The 18,372-nt window shown below is 71.4% G+C and carries 17 protein-coding genes and 1 tRNA gene; 3 read left to right on the top strand and 15 right to left on the bottom strand.

Features of this window, described 5'->3' with window-relative positions; all coding sequences use genetic code 11:
* Nucleotides 1-57: 57 nt before the first annotated feature.
* The 4 genes from RZ50_RS09015 to RZ50_RS09030 all read right to left on the bottom strand — a co-directional run bounded on the left by RZ50_RS09015 (nucleotide 58) and on the right by RZ50_RS09030 (nucleotide 6,802).
* Nucleotides 58-1,050 (bottom strand): SDR family NAD(P)-dependent oxidoreductase, encoded by a 993-nt coding sequence (locus tag RZ50_RS09015; RefSeq protein WP_196951368.1) that lies wholly within the window; start codon nucleotides 1,048-1,050, stop codon nucleotides 58-60.
* Between the two features lie 150 nt (nucleotides 1,051-1,200).
* Nucleotides 1,201-2,766 (bottom strand): hypothetical protein, encoded by a 1,566-nt coding sequence (locus RZ50_RS09020; protein WP_196951369.1) that lies wholly within the window; start codon nucleotides 2,764-2,766, stop codon nucleotides 1,201-1,203.
* Nucleotides 2,767-2,821: 55 nt separating this feature from the next.
* Nucleotides 2,822-4,336: a GT4 family glycosyltransferase PelF gene (gene pelF / locus RZ50_RS09025; protein ID WP_196951370.1), complete on the bottom strand. Its 1,515-nt coding sequence runs from the start codon at nucleotides 4,334-4,336 to the stop codon at nucleotides 2,822-2,824.
* A 114-nt stretch (nucleotides 4,337-4,450) separates the two neighbouring features.
* Nucleotides 4,451-6,802 carry a hypothetical protein gene (locus RZ50_RS09030; protein ID WP_196951371.1) on the bottom strand — a complete coding sequence of 784 codons (2,352 nt, stop codon included), beginning with the start codon at nucleotides 6,800-6,802 and terminating at the stop codon, nucleotides 4,451-4,453.
* 355 nt (nucleotides 6,803-7,157) lie between these two features.
* Between RZ50_RS09030 and RZ50_RS09035 the strand changes: the two genes are divergently transcribed.
* Complete coding sequence (locus RZ50_RS09035) at nucleotides 7,158-8,099, top strand: tyrosine-protein phosphatase (RefSeq protein WP_254802042.1); 942 nt, start codon at nucleotides 7,158-7,160, stop codon at nucleotides 8,097-8,099.
* A 45-nt stretch (nucleotides 8,100-8,144) separates the two neighbouring features.
* On the opposite strand, the gene RZ50_RS09040 is transcribed toward RZ50_RS09035, so the two are convergent.
* The 8 genes from RZ50_RS09040 to RZ50_RS09075 form a co-directional block, all read right to left on the bottom strand.
* Complete coding sequence (locus RZ50_RS09040) at nucleotides 8,145-9,050, bottom strand: RNA polymerase sigma factor SigF (protein ID WP_196951373.1); 906 nt, start codon at nucleotides 9,048-9,050, stop codon at nucleotides 8,145-8,147.
* A 145-nt stretch (nucleotides 9,051-9,195) separates the two neighbouring features.
* Entirely contained in the window at nucleotides 9,196-10,035 is an 840-nt protein-coding gene (locus RZ50_RS09045) for an RNA polymerase sigma factor SigF (RefSeq protein ID WP_374199904.1), read from the bottom strand.
* 270 nt (nucleotides 10,036-10,305) lie between these two features.
* A complete protein-coding gene (locus RZ50_RS09050) occupies nucleotides 10,306-10,599 on the bottom strand; it encodes a Dabb family protein (protein ID WP_196951374.1) in 294 nt (97 codons plus the stop codon).
* Nucleotides 10,600-10,678: 79 nt separating this feature from the next.
* A complete protein-coding gene (locus RZ50_RS09055; protein ID WP_196951375.1) occupies nucleotides 10,679-10,843 on the bottom strand; it encodes a hypothetical protein in 165 nt (54 codons plus the stop codon).
* A 482-nt stretch (nucleotides 10,844-11,325) separates the two neighbouring features.
* Nucleotides 11,326-11,412, bottom strand: a tRNA-Ser gene (locus tag RZ50_RS09060).
* A gap of 68 nt (nucleotides 11,413-11,480) precedes the next feature.
* Nucleotides 11,481-12,008: a tRNA adenosine(34) deaminase TadA gene (tadA, locus tag RZ50_RS09065; protein WP_196951376.1), complete on the bottom strand. Its 528-nt coding sequence runs from the start codon at nucleotides 12,006-12,008 to the stop codon at nucleotides 11,481-11,483.
* Nucleotides 12,009-12,059: 51 nt separating this feature from the next.
* On the bottom strand, nucleotides 12,060-12,617 hold the full coding sequence (locus tag RZ50_RS09070; RefSeq protein WP_196951377.1) for a tRNA adenosine deaminase-associated protein: 558 nt from the start codon (nucleotides 12,615-12,617) through the stop codon (nucleotides 12,060-12,062).
* A 336-nt stretch (nucleotides 12,618-12,953) separates the two neighbouring features.
* Complete coding sequence (locus RZ50_RS09075; RefSeq protein ID WP_196951394.1) at nucleotides 12,954-13,190, bottom strand: hypothetical protein; 237 nt, start codon at nucleotides 13,188-13,190, stop codon at nucleotides 12,954-12,956.
* A gap of 163 nt (nucleotides 13,191-13,353) precedes the next feature.
* Here RZ50_RS09075 and upp point away from each other — a divergent pair, with 163 nt between their 5' ends.
* The gene (gene upp, locus RZ50_RS09080; RefSeq protein WP_196951378.1) at nucleotides 13,354-13,989 is read left to right on the top strand and encodes a uracil phosphoribosyltransferase; all 636 of its coding nucleotides are present in this window, start codon (nucleotides 13,354-13,356) and stop codon (nucleotides 13,987-13,989) included.
* Between the two features lie 90 nt (nucleotides 13,990-14,079).
* Here upp and RZ50_RS09085 read toward each other — a convergent pair whose 3' ends face one another.
* Complete coding sequence (locus tag RZ50_RS09085) at nucleotides 14,080-14,751, bottom strand: LytR C-terminal domain-containing protein (protein WP_254802413.1); 672 nt, start codon at nucleotides 14,749-14,751, stop codon at nucleotides 14,080-14,082.
* A 252-nt stretch (nucleotides 14,752-15,003) separates the two neighbouring features.
* Nucleotides 15,004-15,300: a type II toxin-antitoxin system VapB family antitoxin gene (locus RZ50_RS09090; protein WP_014136828.1), complete on the bottom strand. Its 297-nt coding sequence runs from the start codon at nucleotides 15,298-15,300 to the stop codon at nucleotides 15,004-15,006.
* Between the two features lie 277 nt (nucleotides 15,301-15,577).
* On the opposite strand from RZ50_RS09090, the gene RZ50_RS09095 reads away from it, so the two are divergent.
* Nucleotides 15,578-17,140 carry a helicase HerA-like domain-containing protein gene (locus tag RZ50_RS09095; protein WP_196951380.1) on the top strand — a complete coding sequence of 521 codons (1,563 nt, stop codon included), beginning with the start codon at nucleotides 15,578-15,580 and terminating at the stop codon, nucleotides 17,138-17,140.
* Nucleotides 17,141-17,177: 37 nt separating this feature from the next.
* On the opposite strand, the gene RZ50_RS09100 is transcribed toward RZ50_RS09095, so the two are convergent.
* Nucleotides 17,178-18,344 carry a hypothetical protein gene (locus RZ50_RS09100; protein ID WP_196951381.1) on the bottom strand — a complete coding sequence of 389 codons (1,167 nt, stop codon included), beginning with the start codon at nucleotides 18,342-18,344 and terminating at the stop codon, nucleotides 17,178-17,180.
* Nucleotides 18,345-18,372 lie beyond the last annotated feature (28 nt).

An 18,372-nucleotide genomic window follows, 5' to 3' on the forward strand; every position in this document is an offset into this window, starting at 1 on the left:
GGATGTGTAGGACACGAACCTCGGTTACCAGGACGAGCATGATCTTTTTACGGCGGGTCAGACGTTGTAGATGTCGGTCTTGTAGCGGGCCAGGTTGGCGGGGTCGCGGAAGAACTCGATGGTCTGCTCCAGGCCCTGCTCCAGGGTGAACCGCGGGGCCCAGCCGGTGGCTTCGCGCAGCCGGGTGGCGTCCGCGACCAGGCGCATCACCTCGGAGTTGGTCGGACGGATGCGCTGCTCGTCCTCCTTCACCACCAGGTCCACGCCCATCAGCTTGCCGACCAGGGTGACCAGGTCGCCGACCGAGATCTCGCCGCCGGTACCGGCGTTGAAGGTCCGGCCGACCACGGCCTCGGCGGGGGCAGTGCCGACGGTGCGGAAGGCGTTGGCGGTGTCCTTGACGAACGTGAAGTCGCGGGTCGGGCGCAGGTCGCCGAGGGTGATCTCGGTCTGGCCGGCCGCGACCTGGGCGATCACGGTCGGGATGACGGCGCGCATCGACTGGCGCGGGCCGAAGGTGTTGAACGGGCGCAGGGTGACGACCGGGGTCTCGAAGCTGGCGTGGTAGCTGTCGGCCAGCCGGTCCCCGCCGGCCTTGGAGGCGGCGTACGGGGACTGGGTGTTGATCGGGTGGTCCTCGGTGATCGGCACGGTCTGCGCGGTGCCGTAGGTCTCGCTGGTCGAGGTGTGCACCAGGCGGGGGATCTCCAGGTGGCGCACCGCCTCCAGCACGTTCAGGGTGCCGGTGACGTTGGTGTCCACGTACGAGTGGGGGGCGCGGTAGGAGTACGGGATCGCGATCAGGGCGGCCAGGTGGTAGACGGCCTCGGTGCCCTTGACCAGGCCGTTGACCGAGCCCGGGTCCCGGACGTCGCCGAGGACGATCTCGACCGAGTCCAGCACCTCCTGCGACAGGGTCTCCAGCCAGCCGAAGGAGGAGAAGGAGTTGTACTGGACCATCGCGCGGACGTGGTGCCCGTCGGCGACCAGGGTCTCGACGAGGTGGGAGCCGATGAAGCCCTCGGCTCCGGTAACCGCGACGCTGCTCATGCGGGATTCGCTTTCTCGATGTACGGACGGCCCGACCTTCTGTTGGGGGGTCGGCCGCCGGTGGTCCGATGGGTGTGTCTCTGATGGGTGTCTCTGTGGAGCGGGTACAGCGCTGCACGCGAATTCGGGCGTGCGTGATCTTCGAGGTGTTCAGCGGTGCTGGGTGGTGCGGCCGAGCGCGGGCCCGGCGAGGGCGGTGAGGACGAGGGCGGCCGCCCCGCAGCCGATCAGCTGCAGGACGATCGGATCCGCACCGGTCAGCAGCCCGGCGCTCTCGGCGACCGCGGCTGCCAGACAGATGAGGGCGGTGCTCCAGCTGAACCCGAAGGCGTTCAGCAGCAGCGCCAGCCAGAGCGAGCCGCCGAGGAGCAGCATCGCGCCGAGCTGCGGCACCCCGAGCGCGGGGGCGCCCGGCCACAGCACGGTCGCGGCGGCGTCCAGCGCGGCCACGGTGGTGAGGTAGATGAACAGGCAGCCGAGCAGGATCCCGCCGGTGCGGCGGGTGAACTGCCCGGTGGTGTGGCTGGTGCGCAGCGCGGCCACGGCCATCGCCCGGTAGCGGAAGAGCAGCCACTCGGCGAGCCCGAGGCTGAGCGTCAGCGCGATCATGGCGGGGCCGGTCGGGGTGGTCCTGACCTCGTGCACGGGGAGATCGCCGGCGTGCACGGCCTGGGCGGCGGTGTGCACGGCGTGCGAGGAGGCCTGCACGGCCTGGTGGATGGTCTCGCCGAGGCCGGCGATCAGCGTGAGCGCGCCGCAGGCCAGGCCGAACAGCAGGTGCGGGACCTCCTGACGGATCGGCAGCCGCAGTGCCACGTCGTCCCGTTCGCCGCCGCGGATGCACCCGAACAGCTCCCGTGCGGCCAGGCCGACCGCCAGCGCCGTCGAGGCGATCAGCACGACCGTCCGTACGGTCTGCGGGACGTCCGCCGCCAGCACCACGCCCGCGCCGACCGTGGCCGGAGCCAGGGCCAGCAGTAGGAACTTCTCCCGGCCGAGCACCAGCAGCACGGTGGCCGCGCCCAGGTAGCAGGACTGCCCGGCGGCGAACCAGAGCGCGCCGAGCGGCCCGCCGACCACGTACGCGGCCGTGGCCGCGAGCAGCGCGCCGACCGGCGCCCCGACGGCCAGGCAGACCGCGGCGTCCCGGCGGCGCAGCCGGCTGAGCCAGCGGTACGCGCGGTGCGCCAGCGCCTGGTTGAAGCCCCAGCTGACCAGTGTGGCGATGGACAGCGCGAGCATGCCCGAGGGCAGGCCGAAGCGCATCCGGGCGGTCGCGAACAGGTTGGCGCCGAGCAGGTAGCCGAGCCCGGGAAGGGCGAACACCAGGCCGCGCACCACGCAGCGCCAGGGGTCGGCCCGCCAGGGGTTGGCGAACTCGGAGCTCTGGCCGGGGTAGCGGCGCTCGACCTTCTCGAACAGCTCCTCGGCGACGGTGAACGCGTCGGGGCGGCCGTACAGCAGGGCGGCCTGCTCGTCGGAGAGGCCGTCGGACTCCAGGAAGGCCGCGATCTCGTACGGGTGGACGGCGTCGGCGCAGACGTCGTGCAGGCGCTCGGCGAGCTCGTCCAGCGGGTCGGCGGAGAGGCCGAGCTCCTCGGCGGGCTCGGCTTCGTTCGACGCGGCCGGACGGCGGCGCTTGAGCGGCAGGGTGCGCAGCTGCATCGTCCGCTCGGAGCCGCCCTCGCCGGGCATCAGCCGGATGGGACCGCTCATGCGTCCACCTCGCTGCACTCTGTGCGGTACACGCGCCTGTTGGTGGTTCGCTCGTTCACGCCCCGACCTCGCTCGGCTGGGGCTGGGCGGCGGCCAGCTGCTGGTCCCAGTCGGGGCTGGGGGCCTGGTCGGTGACGGCGACCATGCCGCCGGGCATCCAGCGGGCGGTGCCGAGGAGTTCGGTGTAGATCCCCCGGAAGCCGTCGATGTTCTGGCGGAGCGTGAACTGTTCGATGACCCGCAGCCGGGCCCCCTCGCCGAGCCGGGCGCGCCGTTCCGGGTCGCGCAGCAGCTCGATCGCGGCGGCCGCCATCGGCTCGGGCTCGCGCGGAGGGACGACCAGGCCGGTGTCGCCGACGGCCTCGCGCACCCCGCCGACGTCGGTCGAGACGGTCGCGCGGCCGCAGGACATCGCCTCGATCAGGGTGAACGGGAAGCCCTCGCTGATGCTGGAGAGCATCACCACGTTGCCCGCCGCGTACGCGTCGGTGATGTCGGCGACGCGGCCCTCGAAGGCCACCGAGTCGGCTATGCCGAGCTCGGCGGCCAGGGCTATGCAGCCGTCCCGGTAGGCCTCGCCGCCCTTGGGAGTGCCCCCGAAGAGCCGCAGCCGCGCCTCGGGGATCTCGCGTTGGACGATGGCGAAGGCCCGGATCAGCGTCTCCAGGTCCTTGATCGGGTCGACCCGGCCGGCCCAGCTGAGGGTCGGCGTGTCGGGTTCCGGGCCCGCGGGCGGGAAGGCGGCCGGGTCCACCCCGTTGTAGACGGTGCGGATGTGCGCGGAGGGCGTGCCGCCGCGCTCCTCCCACCGCCGGTTGTACCGGTTGCCGGGGGTGACCAGCGCGGCGACCCGGTAGCTCTCCTCGGCGAGCATCCGGTAGAAGCCGAGCAGCAGCGCCTTGACCGGCCAGCGGTACGGTCCGGTGCGGTAGCCGAGGTAGCGCTCGCGCAGGTAGATGCCGTGCTCGGTGAGCAGAAACGGTACGCCGTACTGCTGGGCGGCGATCAGCCCCGGCAGGGTGGCCAGGCCGCCGCTGGCCGCATGGGCGACGCCGTCCTGCGGCGGCTCGACCGACAGCGGTCGCAGCGCGTGCTCCAGCAGGTCGGTGGCGTTCAGCGCGTCGTGCATGGTGGGACGTGAGACGGCGGTCGGCAGGTAGTCGCGGGTCCAGACGTGCTGGAGGGTGCGCAGCGCGCGCTCGCTGCGCAGCGCCGGGCTGAGCAGTCCGTGCCGGGCGAGGTCGGCGAAGCCGTACAGCTCGGTGCCGAAGTGGGTGGTGTAGACCGGGTCGAGGATGGAGTGGAGGAAGCGCTCGTAGGCGTTGAGGAAGCGCCGCATCTCCTTGCCGCGCGGCGGCCTGGCCTCGGAGGCCGGGCCCCACAGCGGCGCCGTGGTGACGGACCGTACGTTGGCGGGCAGTTCCCAGGCCAGTGGTTCCTGACCGGTCCCGGTGACGGCGATGACGTCGAAGTCGACGTCCGGCATGCCCTGAACGAGCTGGTCGCACCAGACGCTCACACCGCCGTGCTGGTGCGGATACGTCCCCTCGGTGAGCAGGGTGACGCGCATCTCCTGTCCCCCCTCCTGTTCTTGCGTCGGTTGTCCGGACTGGGTGGCCGGAGCGGGAGCCATGGCGGGGTCGGACCGGTCGCCCGGCCCGACCCCGCCATCGGGTGGTACGGGTTACCGGTTGCCGGAGCGTCCGGTGGTGTCTCCGTGCGAGGCCGCTCCCCCAGAGGCCTTGCCGGTCCGGTCGCCCTGGCCGTCGCCGCCACGGGCATCATCGCCCTTGGCGACGCCCTTACCGGGCACCGGGGTTCCGCTTCCGGGCACGAGGGACTGCGCGGGCTTGCGGGTGGTGTCGCTCGGGCCCACCGGGACGGGGGTGGCGACGCCCTGCGGCACGACCTTCTTGTCCGCCGGGACGGGCGCCGGGACGGACTTGGCCGCGACGCTCGGCGCGACGGCGGCGGGAGCGGTCGGCGCGGACGGGAGCTGCAGGGTGACGGTGCTCTGCAGGGCGCCCGGGGACACCCAACCGGAGAGCGTACCGGCGTAGGACGAACCGAACCCGGTCGTTCCGATGACCAGCTTCTGAGCAGTTCCGGTCGGCATGGTGGCCTGGACCTGAACACCGGCCGGCGCGTTGACCGTCACCGTGTTGCCGACCCGGTACGCGGTGACCTGGCCGGAGGCGAGGGCCGTGTTCCAGGCCGCGCGGCGCTGGAACTCCAGGCCGATCTCGCGCTCGCCGAGGTTCACGATCGGGGTGTTGTCGGCGTGCAGCGACCGGTAGGTGCCGAGGATCTTCTCCAGCACCGGGTACAGGATGCGGTCCTCGGACAGGTTGGACTGGTGCACGAAGTGCGGCCGGGGGTCGTTGCTCAGCACGTGGCCGAGGTCGATCCGGGCCTCCAGCGGCACGATGTACGACTGGTAGCCGGTGTTGTCGTCCAGCGGCTGCGGCAGGCACGTGGAGTTGGCGTTGTTCTCGCAGACGCCGCTGCCGCCGTTGGCCTTGCTGGTGTAGATCCAGTTGTACTCGTCGGTCTCCTCCTTCGCCGTGCCGGCGTTGTAGAAGACGTTCATCGGGTACCGCGGCACGGTCAGCGTGGACGACCCGACGGCCCGCTGGGCGGGCTCGCGGGAGGCGTCGCTGCCGGTGAACCTGATCCCGTTGGCGGCCAGGGCGGGCGCCAGGTACGGGTTGTCGCTGGTCTCCTGAGGGGCCGTCAGCAGGCCGGAGTGCTCGCCGGTGACCAGGACCTGCGGGTCGACCTTCAGGCCGTTGGCGGTGGCCCAGTCGAAGTTGTTCTTGATCTGGGTGGAGATGGTGTTCTGGTCGACCCAGACGGTGGCGCCCGAGGCGTTCTTGCTGCAGCGCCACGGCACCACGGTGACGTCCTGCACGCAGCCCAGGTACGGGTGGGTGTAGGTGTGGTTGACCCAGCGGTAGCTGTTCTGATCGGTGATCATCTGGCTGGCCGTCGGGTCCACCGTGGTCTGGTGGTCGGCCTTCCAGTCCTCGCTGCCGCCTCCGTTGAACACCATGTCCAGCGTGAAGTTGTTGGCGGTCTGCCACTGCTTGAGGTGGTTCGCGTCGTCGACGCTCATCCGGATCGGGTTGGCGGTGTCCGGGGTGCCGGGCGGGCAGGTGACGTCACCGGGGGTGCACTTGAGGGTGGTGTCCCAGCGGTCGTCGGCCAGGAAGACGTCGTCCACGTGCGTGGCGAAGTAGTTGCGGTCGTAACCGAGGTGGACGCCCTGGGTGAGCCAGTCGACCATGCCGCGGGCCAGCAGCCGGTACTGCTGCTGGTACTGGTTGTAGACGAAGGTGACGACCAGTTCCTTGCGGCCGTCGTGGGTGTACTCGCCGACCAGCGAACCGCGCGCGGTCGAGCCGGGTATCGCCGCGTCGACCATCGGGACGAAGGAGGCGCCGGTCGGCAGGGTGGCGAGCGGGGTCGCCAGGTAGCCGTAACTCTCGCTGACCGTCGGGTCGTTGTCCTCGAAGGGGACGTTTCCCTTGAGGTACCCGAACGGCCCCGCAGTTCCGGCCGTGGTGGTGGCCGCCTGGATTCCGTCGAGGGTTCCGACGAATCCCGGATTCTGGGCGTAGTTCAGTCCCACGGCCGGGTTGGCCCAGGTGTAGGCGTCGATCTGCCGGACGTTGAAAGCGGCCTCGTAGCCGGCGATCGCGGCCATCTCGGCCGCGCTGTTGGGGAAGGGGTTTTCATTGGGCAGGACGATGCCCTGGTACTTCCCCCGGGGCTGCCCGTTCACCGTGTCGCTCAGGAAAGCGGAGTTGATGACGGGGCGGTTGGTGTCATTGAGGCTGACGACCTTGTACGGCGTCCCCTGGCTCTTCAGCTCGGCCGTGATCGCCGCGACGGACGGTCCCCCGTCGTCGATGACCAGGACGGTGAGGTCGATCCTGGGCGGCGTGGTGTCGCCGTAGGCCAGGGTGGTCTGCAGGCCACTGGCCAGCAGAACTGCCGCCGCGCAGGCGGCGACTCTTCGGGTCGCTCGACCCATGGTGATCCTCCCCTTGGTGCAGACGCGGCGCTGCGCGGCGCCTGCCTGCCCGTGTAGCTGTTCGCGGGCAGCAGGCTGCCCGGGCCCATCCTGGTCGAGGGCCGGCGGTGCCAGTGACCAAAAGGGCGAGAGTGCAGCGAACCTGTTACCAACGTTCATGGCGAAGCCATGGAGGCGCTGATTGTGACCGTAACCGGACCGGCGATGCAAATAGTGAATTGAAAATGAAAAACCGGAAGCCGAGTGCTACACCTGGTTACCGACTGCATCCGATCGGGCAGGCGGGCAGGACACCTACACTGTCGTCGTTGCGCATGACACTCTTGCACATCTCGCCGCGCTACCGGGCAGGTTCATGCAATATCGGGCACCGCTGTGCCATGTGACAGTCCGAATATGCAATGGGGGTGCGAGGGTGGCCGATCGGCGAACCGGGGGCGATCGGATCGGGGACGTACGGATTGTTACTGATAAGTCGGATGAAACCGGGCTGGTCGGGCGCAGTCTTGGTCTGCGCGGCGCGCTCAACGCTCGTGATCTGGGTGGCTACCTGACGGCCGACGGACGGGTGATTCGTGGTGGTGTGGCCCTGCGCAGTGATGGCCTGAACCATGTCACCGCCGAGGACCTCGGCCCGCTGGGTGCGCTCGGCCTGCACGGGGTGGTGGACTTGCGCAGCGAGGACGAGGTCCGCGAAGCAGGCCGGGACCGCCTGCCCGACGACGTCGCCATGCACCACCTGCCGCTGCTGGCAGCGGACTTCGACATCCACGCGACGGTGCACCAGGCCCTGGCCGACCGCAGCCCGCGCAAGCAGCGCGCCCTGCTCGGCGACGGCCGGGCAGCCGCCATGATGACCGGGCTCTACCGCTGGTTCGTCACCGACGAAGTGGCCCGCGAGCGCTTCGCCGCCCTGCTGCGCCTGCTGGCCGTCCCGGGCGGCGTGCCGCTGCTGTTCCACTGCTCGGCCGGCAAGGACCGCACCGGCTGGGCCGCCGCACTCGTGCTGACCGCCCTGGGTGTCGGCCGCGAGACCGTGACCGCCGACTACCTGCTCACCAACGCGCGCTCCGCCCCGGTGGTCGACCGGGCGCTGGACGACTTCGGCAGCCGCGGTCTGATGCGCGAGCCCGAGCTCCTCCTGCCGGTGTTCCGGGCCGACCGCGGCTACCTCGACGCGGCCTTCGCGGAGGTCCGGGCCGGCTGGGGCGGCTTCGACGCGTTCTGGCGGGAGGGGCTCGGGCTGGACGAGGACGTGCTGACCGGGCTGCGCGCCAACCTCCTGGACGGCGACTGAGGTTGAGCCCGGCCGAACCTGGCCGGATCCGGCTGGACCAGGTGCTCAGCCCTCGCTGATCAGCCCCTCGCGGAGCTGGGTCAGCGTCCTGGTGAGCAGCCGGGAGACGTGCATCTGGGAGATCCCGATCTCCTCGCCGATCTGCGACTGGGTGAGGTTCCCGAAGAACCGCAGCATGATGATCCGGCGCTCGCGCGGCGGCAGCTTGGCGAGCAGCGGCTTGAGCGACTCCCGGTACTCCACGCCCTCCAGGGCGAGGTCCTCGTAACCGAGCCGCTCGGCCAGCGGACCCTCGCTGTCCTCCTCGCTGGGGCTGGAGTCCAGCGAGCTGGCGGTGTACGCGTTGCCCACCGCGAGGCCCTCGACCACGTCCTCCTCGCTGACGCCCAGGCAGGTGGCCAGTTCGGCGACGGTGGGGGAGCGGTCCAGCCGCTGGGACAGGTCGTCCCCGGCCTTGGTGAGCGCCAGCCGCAGCTCCTGGAGCCGCCGCGGCACCCGGACCGACCAGCTGGTGTCCCGGAAGAAGCGCTTGATCTCGCCGACCACGGTGGGCATCGCGAAGGTGGGGAACTCCACCCCGCGCTCAGGGTCGAAGCGGTCGATCGCCTTGATCAGGCCGATGGTGCCGACCTGGACGATGTCCTCCATCGGTTCGTTGCGGCTGCGGAAGCGCGCCGAGGCGTACCGGACCAGCGGCAGGTTGAGCTCGATCAGGGTGTCGCGGACGTACGTGTGCTCCTCGCTGCCGGGCTCCAGCACGGCCAGCCGCAGGAACAGCGAGCGGGAGAGCGTCCGGGTGTCCAGCCCGGAGCCGGGCGGCGTCTCCGGTGGTGCCCCGGACCCGGGCTGCTCGGGGGACTCGGCCCGCTGGTGCGGGACCGGGTCCTCGGCGACCGCCGTGCCCTTGGCTTGACCAGCGTGGATCTCCGCAGTGCCCAGCTCTCCGGACATGCACCCACCCCCTTGTGACTGACAGCTGAACGGGGGCCGACGCACGGAGGTTCCCGGCGAGGGCCCAACCCCCTCCATACCGGAACACGGTCCACGGCAAACCCGAACGTCGCAACTTGTCACTTCGGGGTAACGCGCTGCAATCTCATTCTTCCCAGGAGTTGCCGGTCCGAAGCCTCGTCAGGATCCGTGAGAGCAGCCGGGAGACGTGCATCTGGGACATCCCCAACTCGGTGCTGATCTGCGACTGGGTGAGGTTGGCGAAGAACCGCAGCATCACGATCCGCCGCTCCCGCTCGGGGAGTTGGACCAGCAGGTGGCGGACCATGTCACGGTGTTCGACCTCGGCCAGCGCGGAGTCCTCGTAGCCGAGCCGGTCCAGCAGGGCGAGCCCGCCCTCGTGCTCCTGCGCGGCCTCCAGGGACGCGGCGTTGTAGGCCCGTCCGGCGTCCAGGCAGGCCCGGACGTCCTCCTCGGGGATCCGCAGGCTGGCGGCGATCTCGGGCACCTTGGGCGCCCGCCCGTGCAGCACCGTCAGCTCCTCCATCGCACCGCTCACCTGGACCCACAGCTCCTGGAGCCGGCGCGGGACGTGCATGGTGCGGACGTTGTCCCGGAAGTAGCGCTTGATCTCGCCCAGGATGGTCGGCAGCGCGTAGGTGGGGAACTGGACGCCGCGGCTGGGGTCGAAGCGGTCGATCGCGTTGATCAGGCCGATGGTGCCGACCTGGACGACGTCCTCCATCGGCTCGCTGCGGCTGCGGAAGCGGGTGGCCGCGTAGCGGACCAGCGGGATGTTCACCTCGATCAGGGCGGCCCGGACCCGCTCCCGCTCGGGAGTGTTCGGGGGCAGCTCGGCGAGTCGCTCGAACAGCACCCGGGTCAGCGTCCGGACGTCCACGACGGGCCGGCCGCCGGGGCCGCGCAGCCCGTCCGGGCGGAGCTCGCCGGCCGGGCTGATGATCGCAGCCAGCACCTCGTCCACGGACACGTCACCCCTCCCAATGTCGACAACGGCGGGCCCTGCGGATCGGGTGTCGTGGCCTGCTGGCCATGTCCGGCAAAACCGGTCATAGCATCACAAGGTGGGCGCAGGTCGGGCAAGCACCCGATGGAGGTGTGTTGGTGGAGTGTTCGATCTCCACCGGCCGTGTCGGCGGGGCGCCGCAAGGGTCGTTCCGGGACGGACCAGGAAGCCCCGCCCGGCTGGCCGGGCGGGGCGGGACGGTCCGTCCGGGGGACGGGCCGCGGGGTGTCAGACCTCGATGTCGGCGATCACCCAGGTGGCGAACTCGCGCCAGTGGCCCGCCGCGGCCTGGTGGGCCGGGTGGGTCAGGTAGGCCTGCAGGGCCTCGCGGTCCTCGACCAGGCTGTTGATCGCGTAGTCGTACGCGATGTCCCGCTCGGTGGTGTTCCAGCCGCACTCCCACTCACGGAGTTCGGGGATCTGCTCGCCGAGCCCGGCGAACGCCTCGGCGCCGGCGAGCACGCGCTCTTCGTCCTTGGCGACGCCTTCGTTGAGCTTGAACAGGACCAGGTGCCGGATCACGATTGCCGCTCCTCGCGGACGGGGGTAGAGGGTCCCGCCCACCGTAGCGGGTGCCCCGGGGCCGCCTTCAGGGCGTCCGCTACTTGATCAGGCCGGTCATGAAGGTGCCCACCGCCTTGGCCGCGTTCGAGATGCCCTCGAAGCCCAGCTGGACGAGCTGGGCGGACCGGGACGGTGACGTGACGATCGAATAGAGCACGAAGATGAGCAGGAGGACCATGCCGATCTTCTTCGCCTGCGCCATCGTGACCTTCCTCCCAGCTGTGGGCCGCCGTCATCAGGGTCCCCGAGCGGTCCGGTAAGGGCAGCTTATCCACCGGACGGGCTATCAAGTGTGCGACGCGTTCGTCCGGCGGGACGAAGGTCCCCGCGAGTGGGGCCTTTCTCCGGGTGCCCGGATGAGGCCGGGGCGGCAGGATGGATGACGTACCGAGGATCTGGCAGGAATCCCCGGTACGTGGATCCGGAGCCCCCGCTGTGGGACCGGGCGCCGCGGCATCCCCCCGACGCGGCCCCGGTTGTGGGACTCCGCAGGGGGAGCGGTCAGTCCCCCCGAACCGCTCCCCCCTCCAGGCTCCGTACGAGCCGGGCAGTGGTGGTCATCAGCCCGGAGTGCGGAGCCTTTCCGCGTTCCGGGGCGCGTCGTGTTCGAGGGCGTGTCGCGTTCGAGGGTGCGTGGAAACGCCGAAGGCCCGTCCGGATCGGACGGGCCTTCGGGCTTTCGAGCGGTAGCGGTGGGATTCGAACCCACGGTGGAGTTGCCCCCACACACGCTTTCGAGGCGTGCTCCTTTGGCCGCTCGGACACGCTACCGAGGGGAACTCTACCGGACGGGTGGCGCAGTCACGAAATCCGTATCCCGGAGGGGCCGGTGAGGGGCCTCAGCGGTGGGTCCCGAAGAAGTCGCGCAGCTGCTCGCCGCACTCCTCGGCGAGGACGCCCCAGATCACCTCGGGGCGGTGGTTGAGCCGGCGGTCGCGCATCACGTCGAAGAGCGAGCCGGCCGCACCGGCCTTCTCGTCGAGGGCGCCGTAGACCACCCGGTCGATCCGGGACAGCACGATGGCGCCGGCGCACATCGTGCAGGGCTCCAGCGTGACGACCAGCGTGCAGCCGCTGAGCCGCCACTCTCCGAGCTTTCCCGCCGCCTGCCGGATCGCGACCACCTCGGCGTGTGCGGTCGGGTCGCCGACCGCCTCGCGCTCGTTGTGGCCGCGCCCGAGCACCTCGCCGTCCGGGCCCAGGACGAGCGCCCCGACCGGTACGTCCCCGGTGGCCGGCGCCAGGGCGGCCTCGGCGATGGCGAGGCGCATCGGCGCCGCCCAGCGGTCGCGGACCGGGTCGGGGCGGACGGGGGCGGGCAGTGGCGGGACGTACGGGACGGTCAGCGGGGTGGACGCGGGTTGCATGGCATCCAGTGTCGGGCATCCGGTGGTGGACACCGGTGCGGACCGATCCCGCTACCGGACTGCCTCCAGGACCTCTCCGCAGCCCAGCGCCTCGGCGATCTCCTCCAGGGCGTCGCCCGGCACCGCGCCCTCGCCGCTCAGGGCGAGCAGCTCGTCGCCGGCCAGGCCGAACTCGGTGAGCAGGTGGGCGTCGCCCAGCGGTCCGACCGGGACGCCGCCGCGGGCGTCCGCGTCCTCGTCGTCCTGGTCCTCGGCCTCCTCGTCCTCGTCGAGGAGGTGGTCCAGGTCGCCGAACTCGCTCTCGCCGGCCTGGTCTACCAGCTCGTCGGTGAGGACGGAGCCGTAGGAGCTGCGGGCGGCCGCGGCACCGTCCGACACGAAGATCCGCGGGTCGTCCTCACCGTCCACCCGGACGATGGCGAACCAGGAGTCCTCCTGTTCGATGAAGATCAGGACGCTGTCGTCGTCCTGGGCGGAGTCGCGGGCCAGATCGGCCAGATCGGCCAGGGTTTCGACGTCGTCGAGCTCCGTCTCGCTCACATCCCACCCGTCCTCGGTGCGAGCAAGCACTGCAGCGAAGTACGCCACCAGGGACACTCCCAAGATCATCGGTCTCGGCTGTCGGCGCGCTTGGGCGACGCGAAAATCTGGCCGCCCCCGCGCCAGAGGCGGTCCGCTTGTTCGGACCGTCCCATCGGAATCGTGACAGAAAGCCCGCCCTCGCGGGGGGTGTTCGGCAGCGCGTCTTCGCAGGTCGTGTCGGAAGGCCCGAGCGGCGGACGGCGGAACGGCGTCGGTTCCGTCCGAAGCCGGTCGAAATTTGCTCCGAACACCCGTGGGGGCCGCGCCTCGGTCGTCCGGGGGTGCGCAGGGGGCGCTCCGGGGTCGCTCCGGAGCGGCGTCGGACCGGTGCCGGGGCGGAGCCGGATCCGTGTCGGATCCGTGTCAGATCCGGAAGGTTCGCATGCGCATCGCTTCGCGCATCCGCCGCTCCTTGGTCCGCCGGGGCTGGACCCGCTCCCTCAGCTCGCGCGCCTCGGCGAGTTCGCGGAGGAAGACGGCCCGCCGCTTGCGGCGCTCCGCCTCGGTCTCCGGAGGGTCCTGCGGCGGACCGGCGCGAAGGGGCGCCCCGCCGACGGGCTCCTCCGCCGAGCCGTCCCCGGCGTTCGGGTTGCTCGTCATAAGACGTGACATTCCCAGAACGGGCGGATTGATACCACAGAAGGCGCTAGCGTCCCGACATCGGCGATGCGTCACGGCGTGTCACCGAAACATCACCCCGGACGGCGGGCGGTCGTGGCACGGCGTGTCGTACGGGCGTCCAGGACCGGGCTAACCTCGATACATGCGTCTCCACGTCGTCGACCACCCCCTGGTCGCCCACAAGCTCTCCACCCTGCGCGATGAGCGCACCGACTCGCCGACCTTCCGTCGCCTGACCGACGAGCTGGTGACCCTCCTCGCCTACGAGGCCACCAGGGACGTCCGCACCGACGAGGTGGAGATCACCACGCCCGTGGCGGTCACGCTCGGTACCCGGCTCAGCTATCCGCGCCCCCTGGTCGTCCCGATCCTGCGGGCCGGCCTCGGCATGCTGGACGGGATGACCCGCCTGCTGCCGACCGCCGAGGTCGGTTTCCTCGGCATGGTGCGCAACGAGGAGACCCTTGAGGCCTCCACCTACGCCACCCGGATGCCCGACGACCTCTCCGGCCGCCAGGTCTACGTGCTCGACCCGATGCTGGCCACCGGCGGCACCCTGGTCGCCGCGATCAAGATGCTGATCGAGCGCGGTGCCACCGACGTCACCGCCGTGGTGCTGCTGGCCGCGCCGGAGGGCGTCGAGGTGGTGCAGCGGGAGCTGGCCGGCCTGCCGGTCACCGTGGTCACCGCGGCCCTGGACGAGCGGCTCAACGAGAACGGCTACATCGTCCCCGGCCTCGGCGACGCGGGCGACCGGCTGTACGGCACCGCGGGCTGAGCCTCCCGGGAGAAGAACCGAACGACCGAACGAAGGGGAGCCCCCCGGCACTGCGTCTGCCGGGGGGCTCCTCCGCGTCGTCGGTCTGCCTCAGCAGCTGCCGGTGGTGCTCGGGGCGGGGGTGGGCTTGGTGGCCAGGGCGAGGGCGGCGGCCGCCTGGGTCTCGTCCAGCAGGGCGTTGTAGCTGTCGCCGATCACGAAGTCCACGCTGGCGTCGGTGCGGGCGTCGGCGGTGACGGTCGCCCCGGCGATCTGCGAGCTGACCAGGGTGCCGGCGCCGGCACCGGACGGGCCCGCGATCACCTGGGCGGTGCCGGGCACCTTCTTGTCCAGCTCGGCCGGGGCGTTGCCGACCTTGCCGATGGTGAAGCCGCGCTTCTTGAACTCCTCGGCGGTCCGCCCGGCCAGGCCCGCCTTGGTGGTGGCGTTGTAGATGTTCACCGTGACGGCGGAGGCCTGCGGGACCGCGTGCGGGTCGCCCGCGGCCGCGGCGGGTGCGCCGGAGGCCTCGGGGGCGCCCGGCGACGGGGCGGCCAGCGGCTTGCCGGACGCGGTCGCACAGGCCTGCGCGGAGGAGTTCTTGTCCTTGCCGCGGAAGATGTCGTACAACTGCACTCCGCCGAGGCCGATCAACGCCAGGGCGAGCAGGCCCGCGAGCGCGGCGATCACCTTGCGGCTCTTCTTCGGGGGCCGGCCCAGCCGCGGATAGGCGTTGCCGGTGACGCGGTACTGCTTCCCCTTGAGGCCTTGGGGAGTCAACATGCTCACGGTTTGTCTCCCCCTCGTGCCAGGGCGGGGTCGGGATGACGGAGCGGCCGGGCAGGGGTGTCCCCCGGGTGCGGGCGGATCCCCTGGTGGCGGCCGTAGTCAGCAGCGTAGTGCCGTACGAGAGCGAAGGTACTAAACGATCATCATCTGGCGTACCCCGGTACCCGAAAGGGGGTACCGGGGTACGCACGGACCGCCCTCCGCCGGGTGGCGAGGGGGCGGTCCGGTTGGCCCGCGGTGGGGCCGTCAGTCCATTTCGAGGACACGGGCGTGCAGCACCTGGCGCTGCTGCAACGCGGCCCGTACGGCCCGGTGCAGCCCGTCCTCCAGGTAGAGGTCGCCGCGCCACTTCACCACGTGGGCGAAGAGGTCCCCGTAGAAGGTCGAGTCCTCGGCCAGCAGGGTTTCCAGGTCGAGTTGGCCCTTGGTGGTCACCAGCTGGTCGAGCCGCACCGGACGCGGGGCGACGTCAGCCCACTGGCGGGTGCTCGTCCGGCCGTGATCCGGGTACGGCCGCCCATTGCCGATGCGCTTGAAGATCACACGGAAAGCCTACCGTTTGGGCGGCGGATGGCGCAGCAGCCGCGACGCCGCCACGCGCACGGGTGTGAACTGCGGGTGGACGAATGCGGCTGTTTGATGGGAAATGTCGCGAACACCGGCCCGGTTCCGATCGGGTTCCGTTCCCGAATTCCGTTCCCGGGCTCTCACGGCGTTCCGTTTTCGCCCCTGTTTTCGGGCTCCGTACCCGAGTTTCCGTCCCCGGGTTCCCTTCCCGGGTTCCGTTCCCGAGTCCCGATCCGCCCAGGAGTGTGCACCGATGTCCTCCGCCCTCACCCCGCCGGCCGTCCGGGAGATCGCCGACGGGTACGCCTTCACCGGGCCCGCGCTCGACCTCGGCGCGGTGCTGCTGGACGGCACCGCCTACCCGGACGCCCAGGTGCGCGTCCCGCTCGGCGTGCTCAACCGGCACGGCCTGGTGGCCGGGGCCACCGGGACCGGGAAGACCAAGACCCTCCAACTGATCGCCGAGCAGCTCTCCGCGCAGGGCGTGCCGGTGTTCCTCGCCGACATCAAGGGCGACGTCTCCGGCATCGCCGCGCCCGGTGTGCCGAGCGAACGCACCGGAGCCCGCGCCGCCGAGGTCGGGCAGCACTGGACACCGCAGGGCTGCCCGGCCGAGTTCTACTCGCTCGGTGGGCAGGGCGCGGGCATCCCGATCCGGGCCACCGTCACCAGCTTCGGGCCGCTGCTGCTGGCCAAGGTGCTGGACCTGAACGAGACCCAGGAGTCCTCGCTCAGCCTGGTGTTCCACTACGCGGACAGCAAGGGCCTGGAGCTGTACGACCTCAAGGACCTCACCGCCGTGATCGGCTTCCTCACCTCACCCGAGGGCAAGGAGGAGCTGCGCACCATCGGCGGCCTCTCGGCGGCCACCGCCGGGGTGATCCTGCGCGCGCTCACGGTGCTGGTGAACGAGGGCGCCGGCGCGTTCTTCGGCGAGCCCGAGTTCGACACCGCCGAGCTGCTGCGCACCACCCGGGAGGGGAAGGGCGTGGTTTCGGTGCTGGAACTGCCCGCCGTGCAGGACCGGCCGCGGCTGTTCTCCACCTTCCTGATGTGGCTGCTCGCCGACCTCTACCAGGAGCTGCCCGAGGTCGGGGACCTGGACAAGCCCAAACTGGTGTTCTTCTTCGACGAGGCGCACCTGCTGTTCAAGGGCGCCTCCAAGGCCTTCCGGGAGGCGATCACCCAGACCGTGCGGCTGATCCGTTCGAAGGGCATCGGCATCTTCTTCGTGACCCAGACGCCACGGGACGTCCCCTCCGAGGTGCTCGCGCAGTTGGGCAACCGGGTGCAGCACGCGCTGCGCGCCTTCACCCCGGACGACGCCAAGGCGCTCAAGGCCACCGTCTCGACCTTCCCGCGCTCCTCGTACGACCTCAGCGCGGTGCTCACCTCGCTGGGCACCGGCGAGGCCGTGGTGACCGTCCTCTCCGAGAAGGGCGCGCCGACGCCGGTCGCGGCGACCAGGCTGCGGGCGCCGCAGTCGCTGATGGGGCCGATCGAGGCGGGCGCGCTGCGGGCGGTCGTGGACGCCTCGCCGCTGACGGCGCGCTACCGGGACGCGATCGACCGGGAGTCGGCGTACGAGAAGCTGGCGGCGCGGGCGCCCCGGCCGGAGGCGGTGCCGGTCGAACCGGAGCGGGCGCCGACGCGGGCGCCGTCGAGGGCGCCGTCGAGGGAGAAGGAAGGCGCGGGCGGGCTGCTCGGCGCGCTGCTGAGCAACCCGACCGTGAAGTCCTTCGCCCGCTCGGCCGGGAGGCAGCTCGGGCAGGAGATCTCGCGCAGCCTGTTCGGGACCTCCAAGCGGCGACGGTGACCCAGGCGGTGGCCCAGGCGGTGACCCGGACGGCGGCTCAGCCGCCCAGCGCGGCACCGATCCGGTCGAGGGAGGACAGGCGCATCAGGCCGTAGTTGTAGAACTCGACCTCCGGGACGCCGAGTTCGCGCAGGGTGGCGAGCTTGGCGGCGAGGTTCTCCGGGCCGTCGCAGTCCGAGGCCATCGGGCGCAGGATCACCGCCATCCGCTCCGGGCGGACGCCGTGCAGGGCGAAGGCGGCGACCTTCTCCCGGACGGCCTCCGGGGTCTTCGCGTAGCCGAGGGTCTCGATCTGGTCGGTGACCCGCGCGAGGGCGGGCAGGTCGATGCCGGACAGCCAGCCCTTGCCCGGGCCGCCGCCGTCCATGAAGCTCAGCCGCATGCCGTGCCGGCGGGCCTGCTCGGTGAGTTCGGCGGCGAGCGAGGTGACGGTGGCGGTGGAGGCGTCCACGTAGGCGGCGAAGGCGCCGTCGGCGAGGGCGCTCAGGTCGGCGGGCTCGGCGGCGGCGTCCTGGTCGGCCAGGCGGCGGCGCAGTTCGGTCCGGACCACCTCGGCGACCTGCTCGGCGGGGACGCCGGCCCGGGTGGCGGCGGCGCGGCAGTGCGGGCAGAAGCAGACGCCGAGCAGGGCCTCGGCGGTCGGGCCGAGCTCCTCGAAGTAGCGCTCGTGGTGGTAGCCGTGGCGCAGGCCGTGGAAGTGCAGGGACTCGGCGCGGATGGCGTCCACGCCGTACCGGGCCAGTTCGGTGACCAGGGTCAGCGCGTACTCCCGGACCTCCGGGTTCGCCGGGCACAGCTCGGTCAGGTGGCGGTCGCCGAAGGCGTTGGCCGGGGCGCAGTCGGGGTGGGCGAAGCCGAGGCGGTCGTTGTGGCAGAAGACCGTCCAGGCGTGCAGCTTCAGGCCGCGGCGGCGGGCCTCCTCGGCGGCCTGGGCGAAGGGGTCGCGGTCGCCGATCGCGGTGGACGGGACGGGCGCGAGCCGGCGGCCCTGCCAGCGGACCGGGTCGGGGCGGAAGTAGGCCGCGCCCGGCTCCAGGTAGCGGATCACCCGGCGGGGGTTGTGCGGGAAGACGTCCCGGGCCTCGTGGTAGACGGAGGCGAGGGTGACGCCGCCGACCCCGGCGCGGTCGGTGAGGTTGCCGAAGAAGGTGTCGGCGCCCTCGTCGAGCAGGTCGGTGGCGAAGGCGAGGACGGACGACTCCACGGTGCGGCTCCGGAGCTGGGGGAAGGTG

Source organism: Kitasatospora sp. SUK 42 (genome assembly GCF_015776785.2).
Classification (GTDB): domain Bacteria; phylum Actinomycetota; class Actinomycetes; order Streptomycetales; family Streptomycetaceae; genus Kitasatospora.

What these genes read in the sequence shown, in the direction of transcription:
- RZ50_RS09055 (WP_196951375.1), bottom strand. Translation starts at nt 10,843, where the DNA reads ATGGCGCAGGCGAAGAAGATCGGCATGGTCCTCCTGCTCATCTTCGTG.
- RZ50_RS09015 (WP_196951368.1), bottom strand. Translation starts at nt 1,050, where the DNA reads ATGAGCAGCGTCGCGGTTACCGGAGCCGAGGGCTTCATCGGCTCCCAC.
- RZ50_RS09085 (WP_254802413.1), bottom strand. Translation starts at nt 14,751, where the DNA reads ATGTTGACTCCCCAAGGCCTCAAGGGGAAGCAGTACCGCGTCACCGGC.
- RZ50_RS09040 (WP_196951373.1), bottom strand. Translation starts at nt 9,050, where the DNA reads ATGTCCGGAGAGCTGGGCACTGCGGAGATCCACGCTGGTCAAGCCAAG.
- RZ50_RS09020 (WP_196951369.1), bottom strand. Translation starts at nt 2,766, where the DNA reads ATGAGCGGTCCCATCCGGCTGATGCCCGGCGAGGGCGGCTCCGAGCGG.
- RZ50_RS09030 (WP_196951371.1), bottom strand. Translation starts at nt 6,802, where the DNA reads ATGGGTCGAGCGACCCGAAGAGTCGCCGCCTGCGCGGCGGCAGTTCTG.
- RZ50_RS09070 (WP_196951377.1), bottom strand. Translation starts at nt 12,617, where the DNA reads ATGATCTTGGGAGTGTCCCTGGTGGCGTACTTCGCTGCAGTGCTTGCT.
- upp (WP_196951378.1), top strand. Translation starts at nt 13,354, where the DNA reads ATGCGTCTCCACGTCGTCGACCACCCCCTGGTCGCCCACAAGCTCTCC.
- RZ50_RS09095 (WP_196951380.1), top strand. Translation starts at nt 15,578, where the DNA reads ATGTCCTCCGCCCTCACCCCGCCGGCCGTCCGGGAGATCGCCGACGGG.
- pelF (WP_196951370.1), bottom strand. Translation starts at nt 4,336, where the DNA reads ATGCGCGTCACCCTGCTCACCGAGGGGACGTATCCGCACCAGCACGGC.
- RZ50_RS09075 (WP_196951394.1), bottom strand. Translation starts at nt 13,190, where the DNA reads ATGACGAGCAACCCGAACGCCGGGGACGGCTCGGCGGAGGAGCCCGTC.
- RZ50_RS09035 (WP_254802042.1), top strand. Translation starts at nt 7,158, where the DNA reads ATGCAATATCGGGCACCGCTGTGCCATGTGACAGTCCGAATATGCAAT.
- tadA (WP_196951376.1), bottom strand. Translation starts at nt 12,008, where the DNA reads ATGCAACCCGCGTCCACCCCGCTGACCGTCCCGTACGTCCCGCCACTG.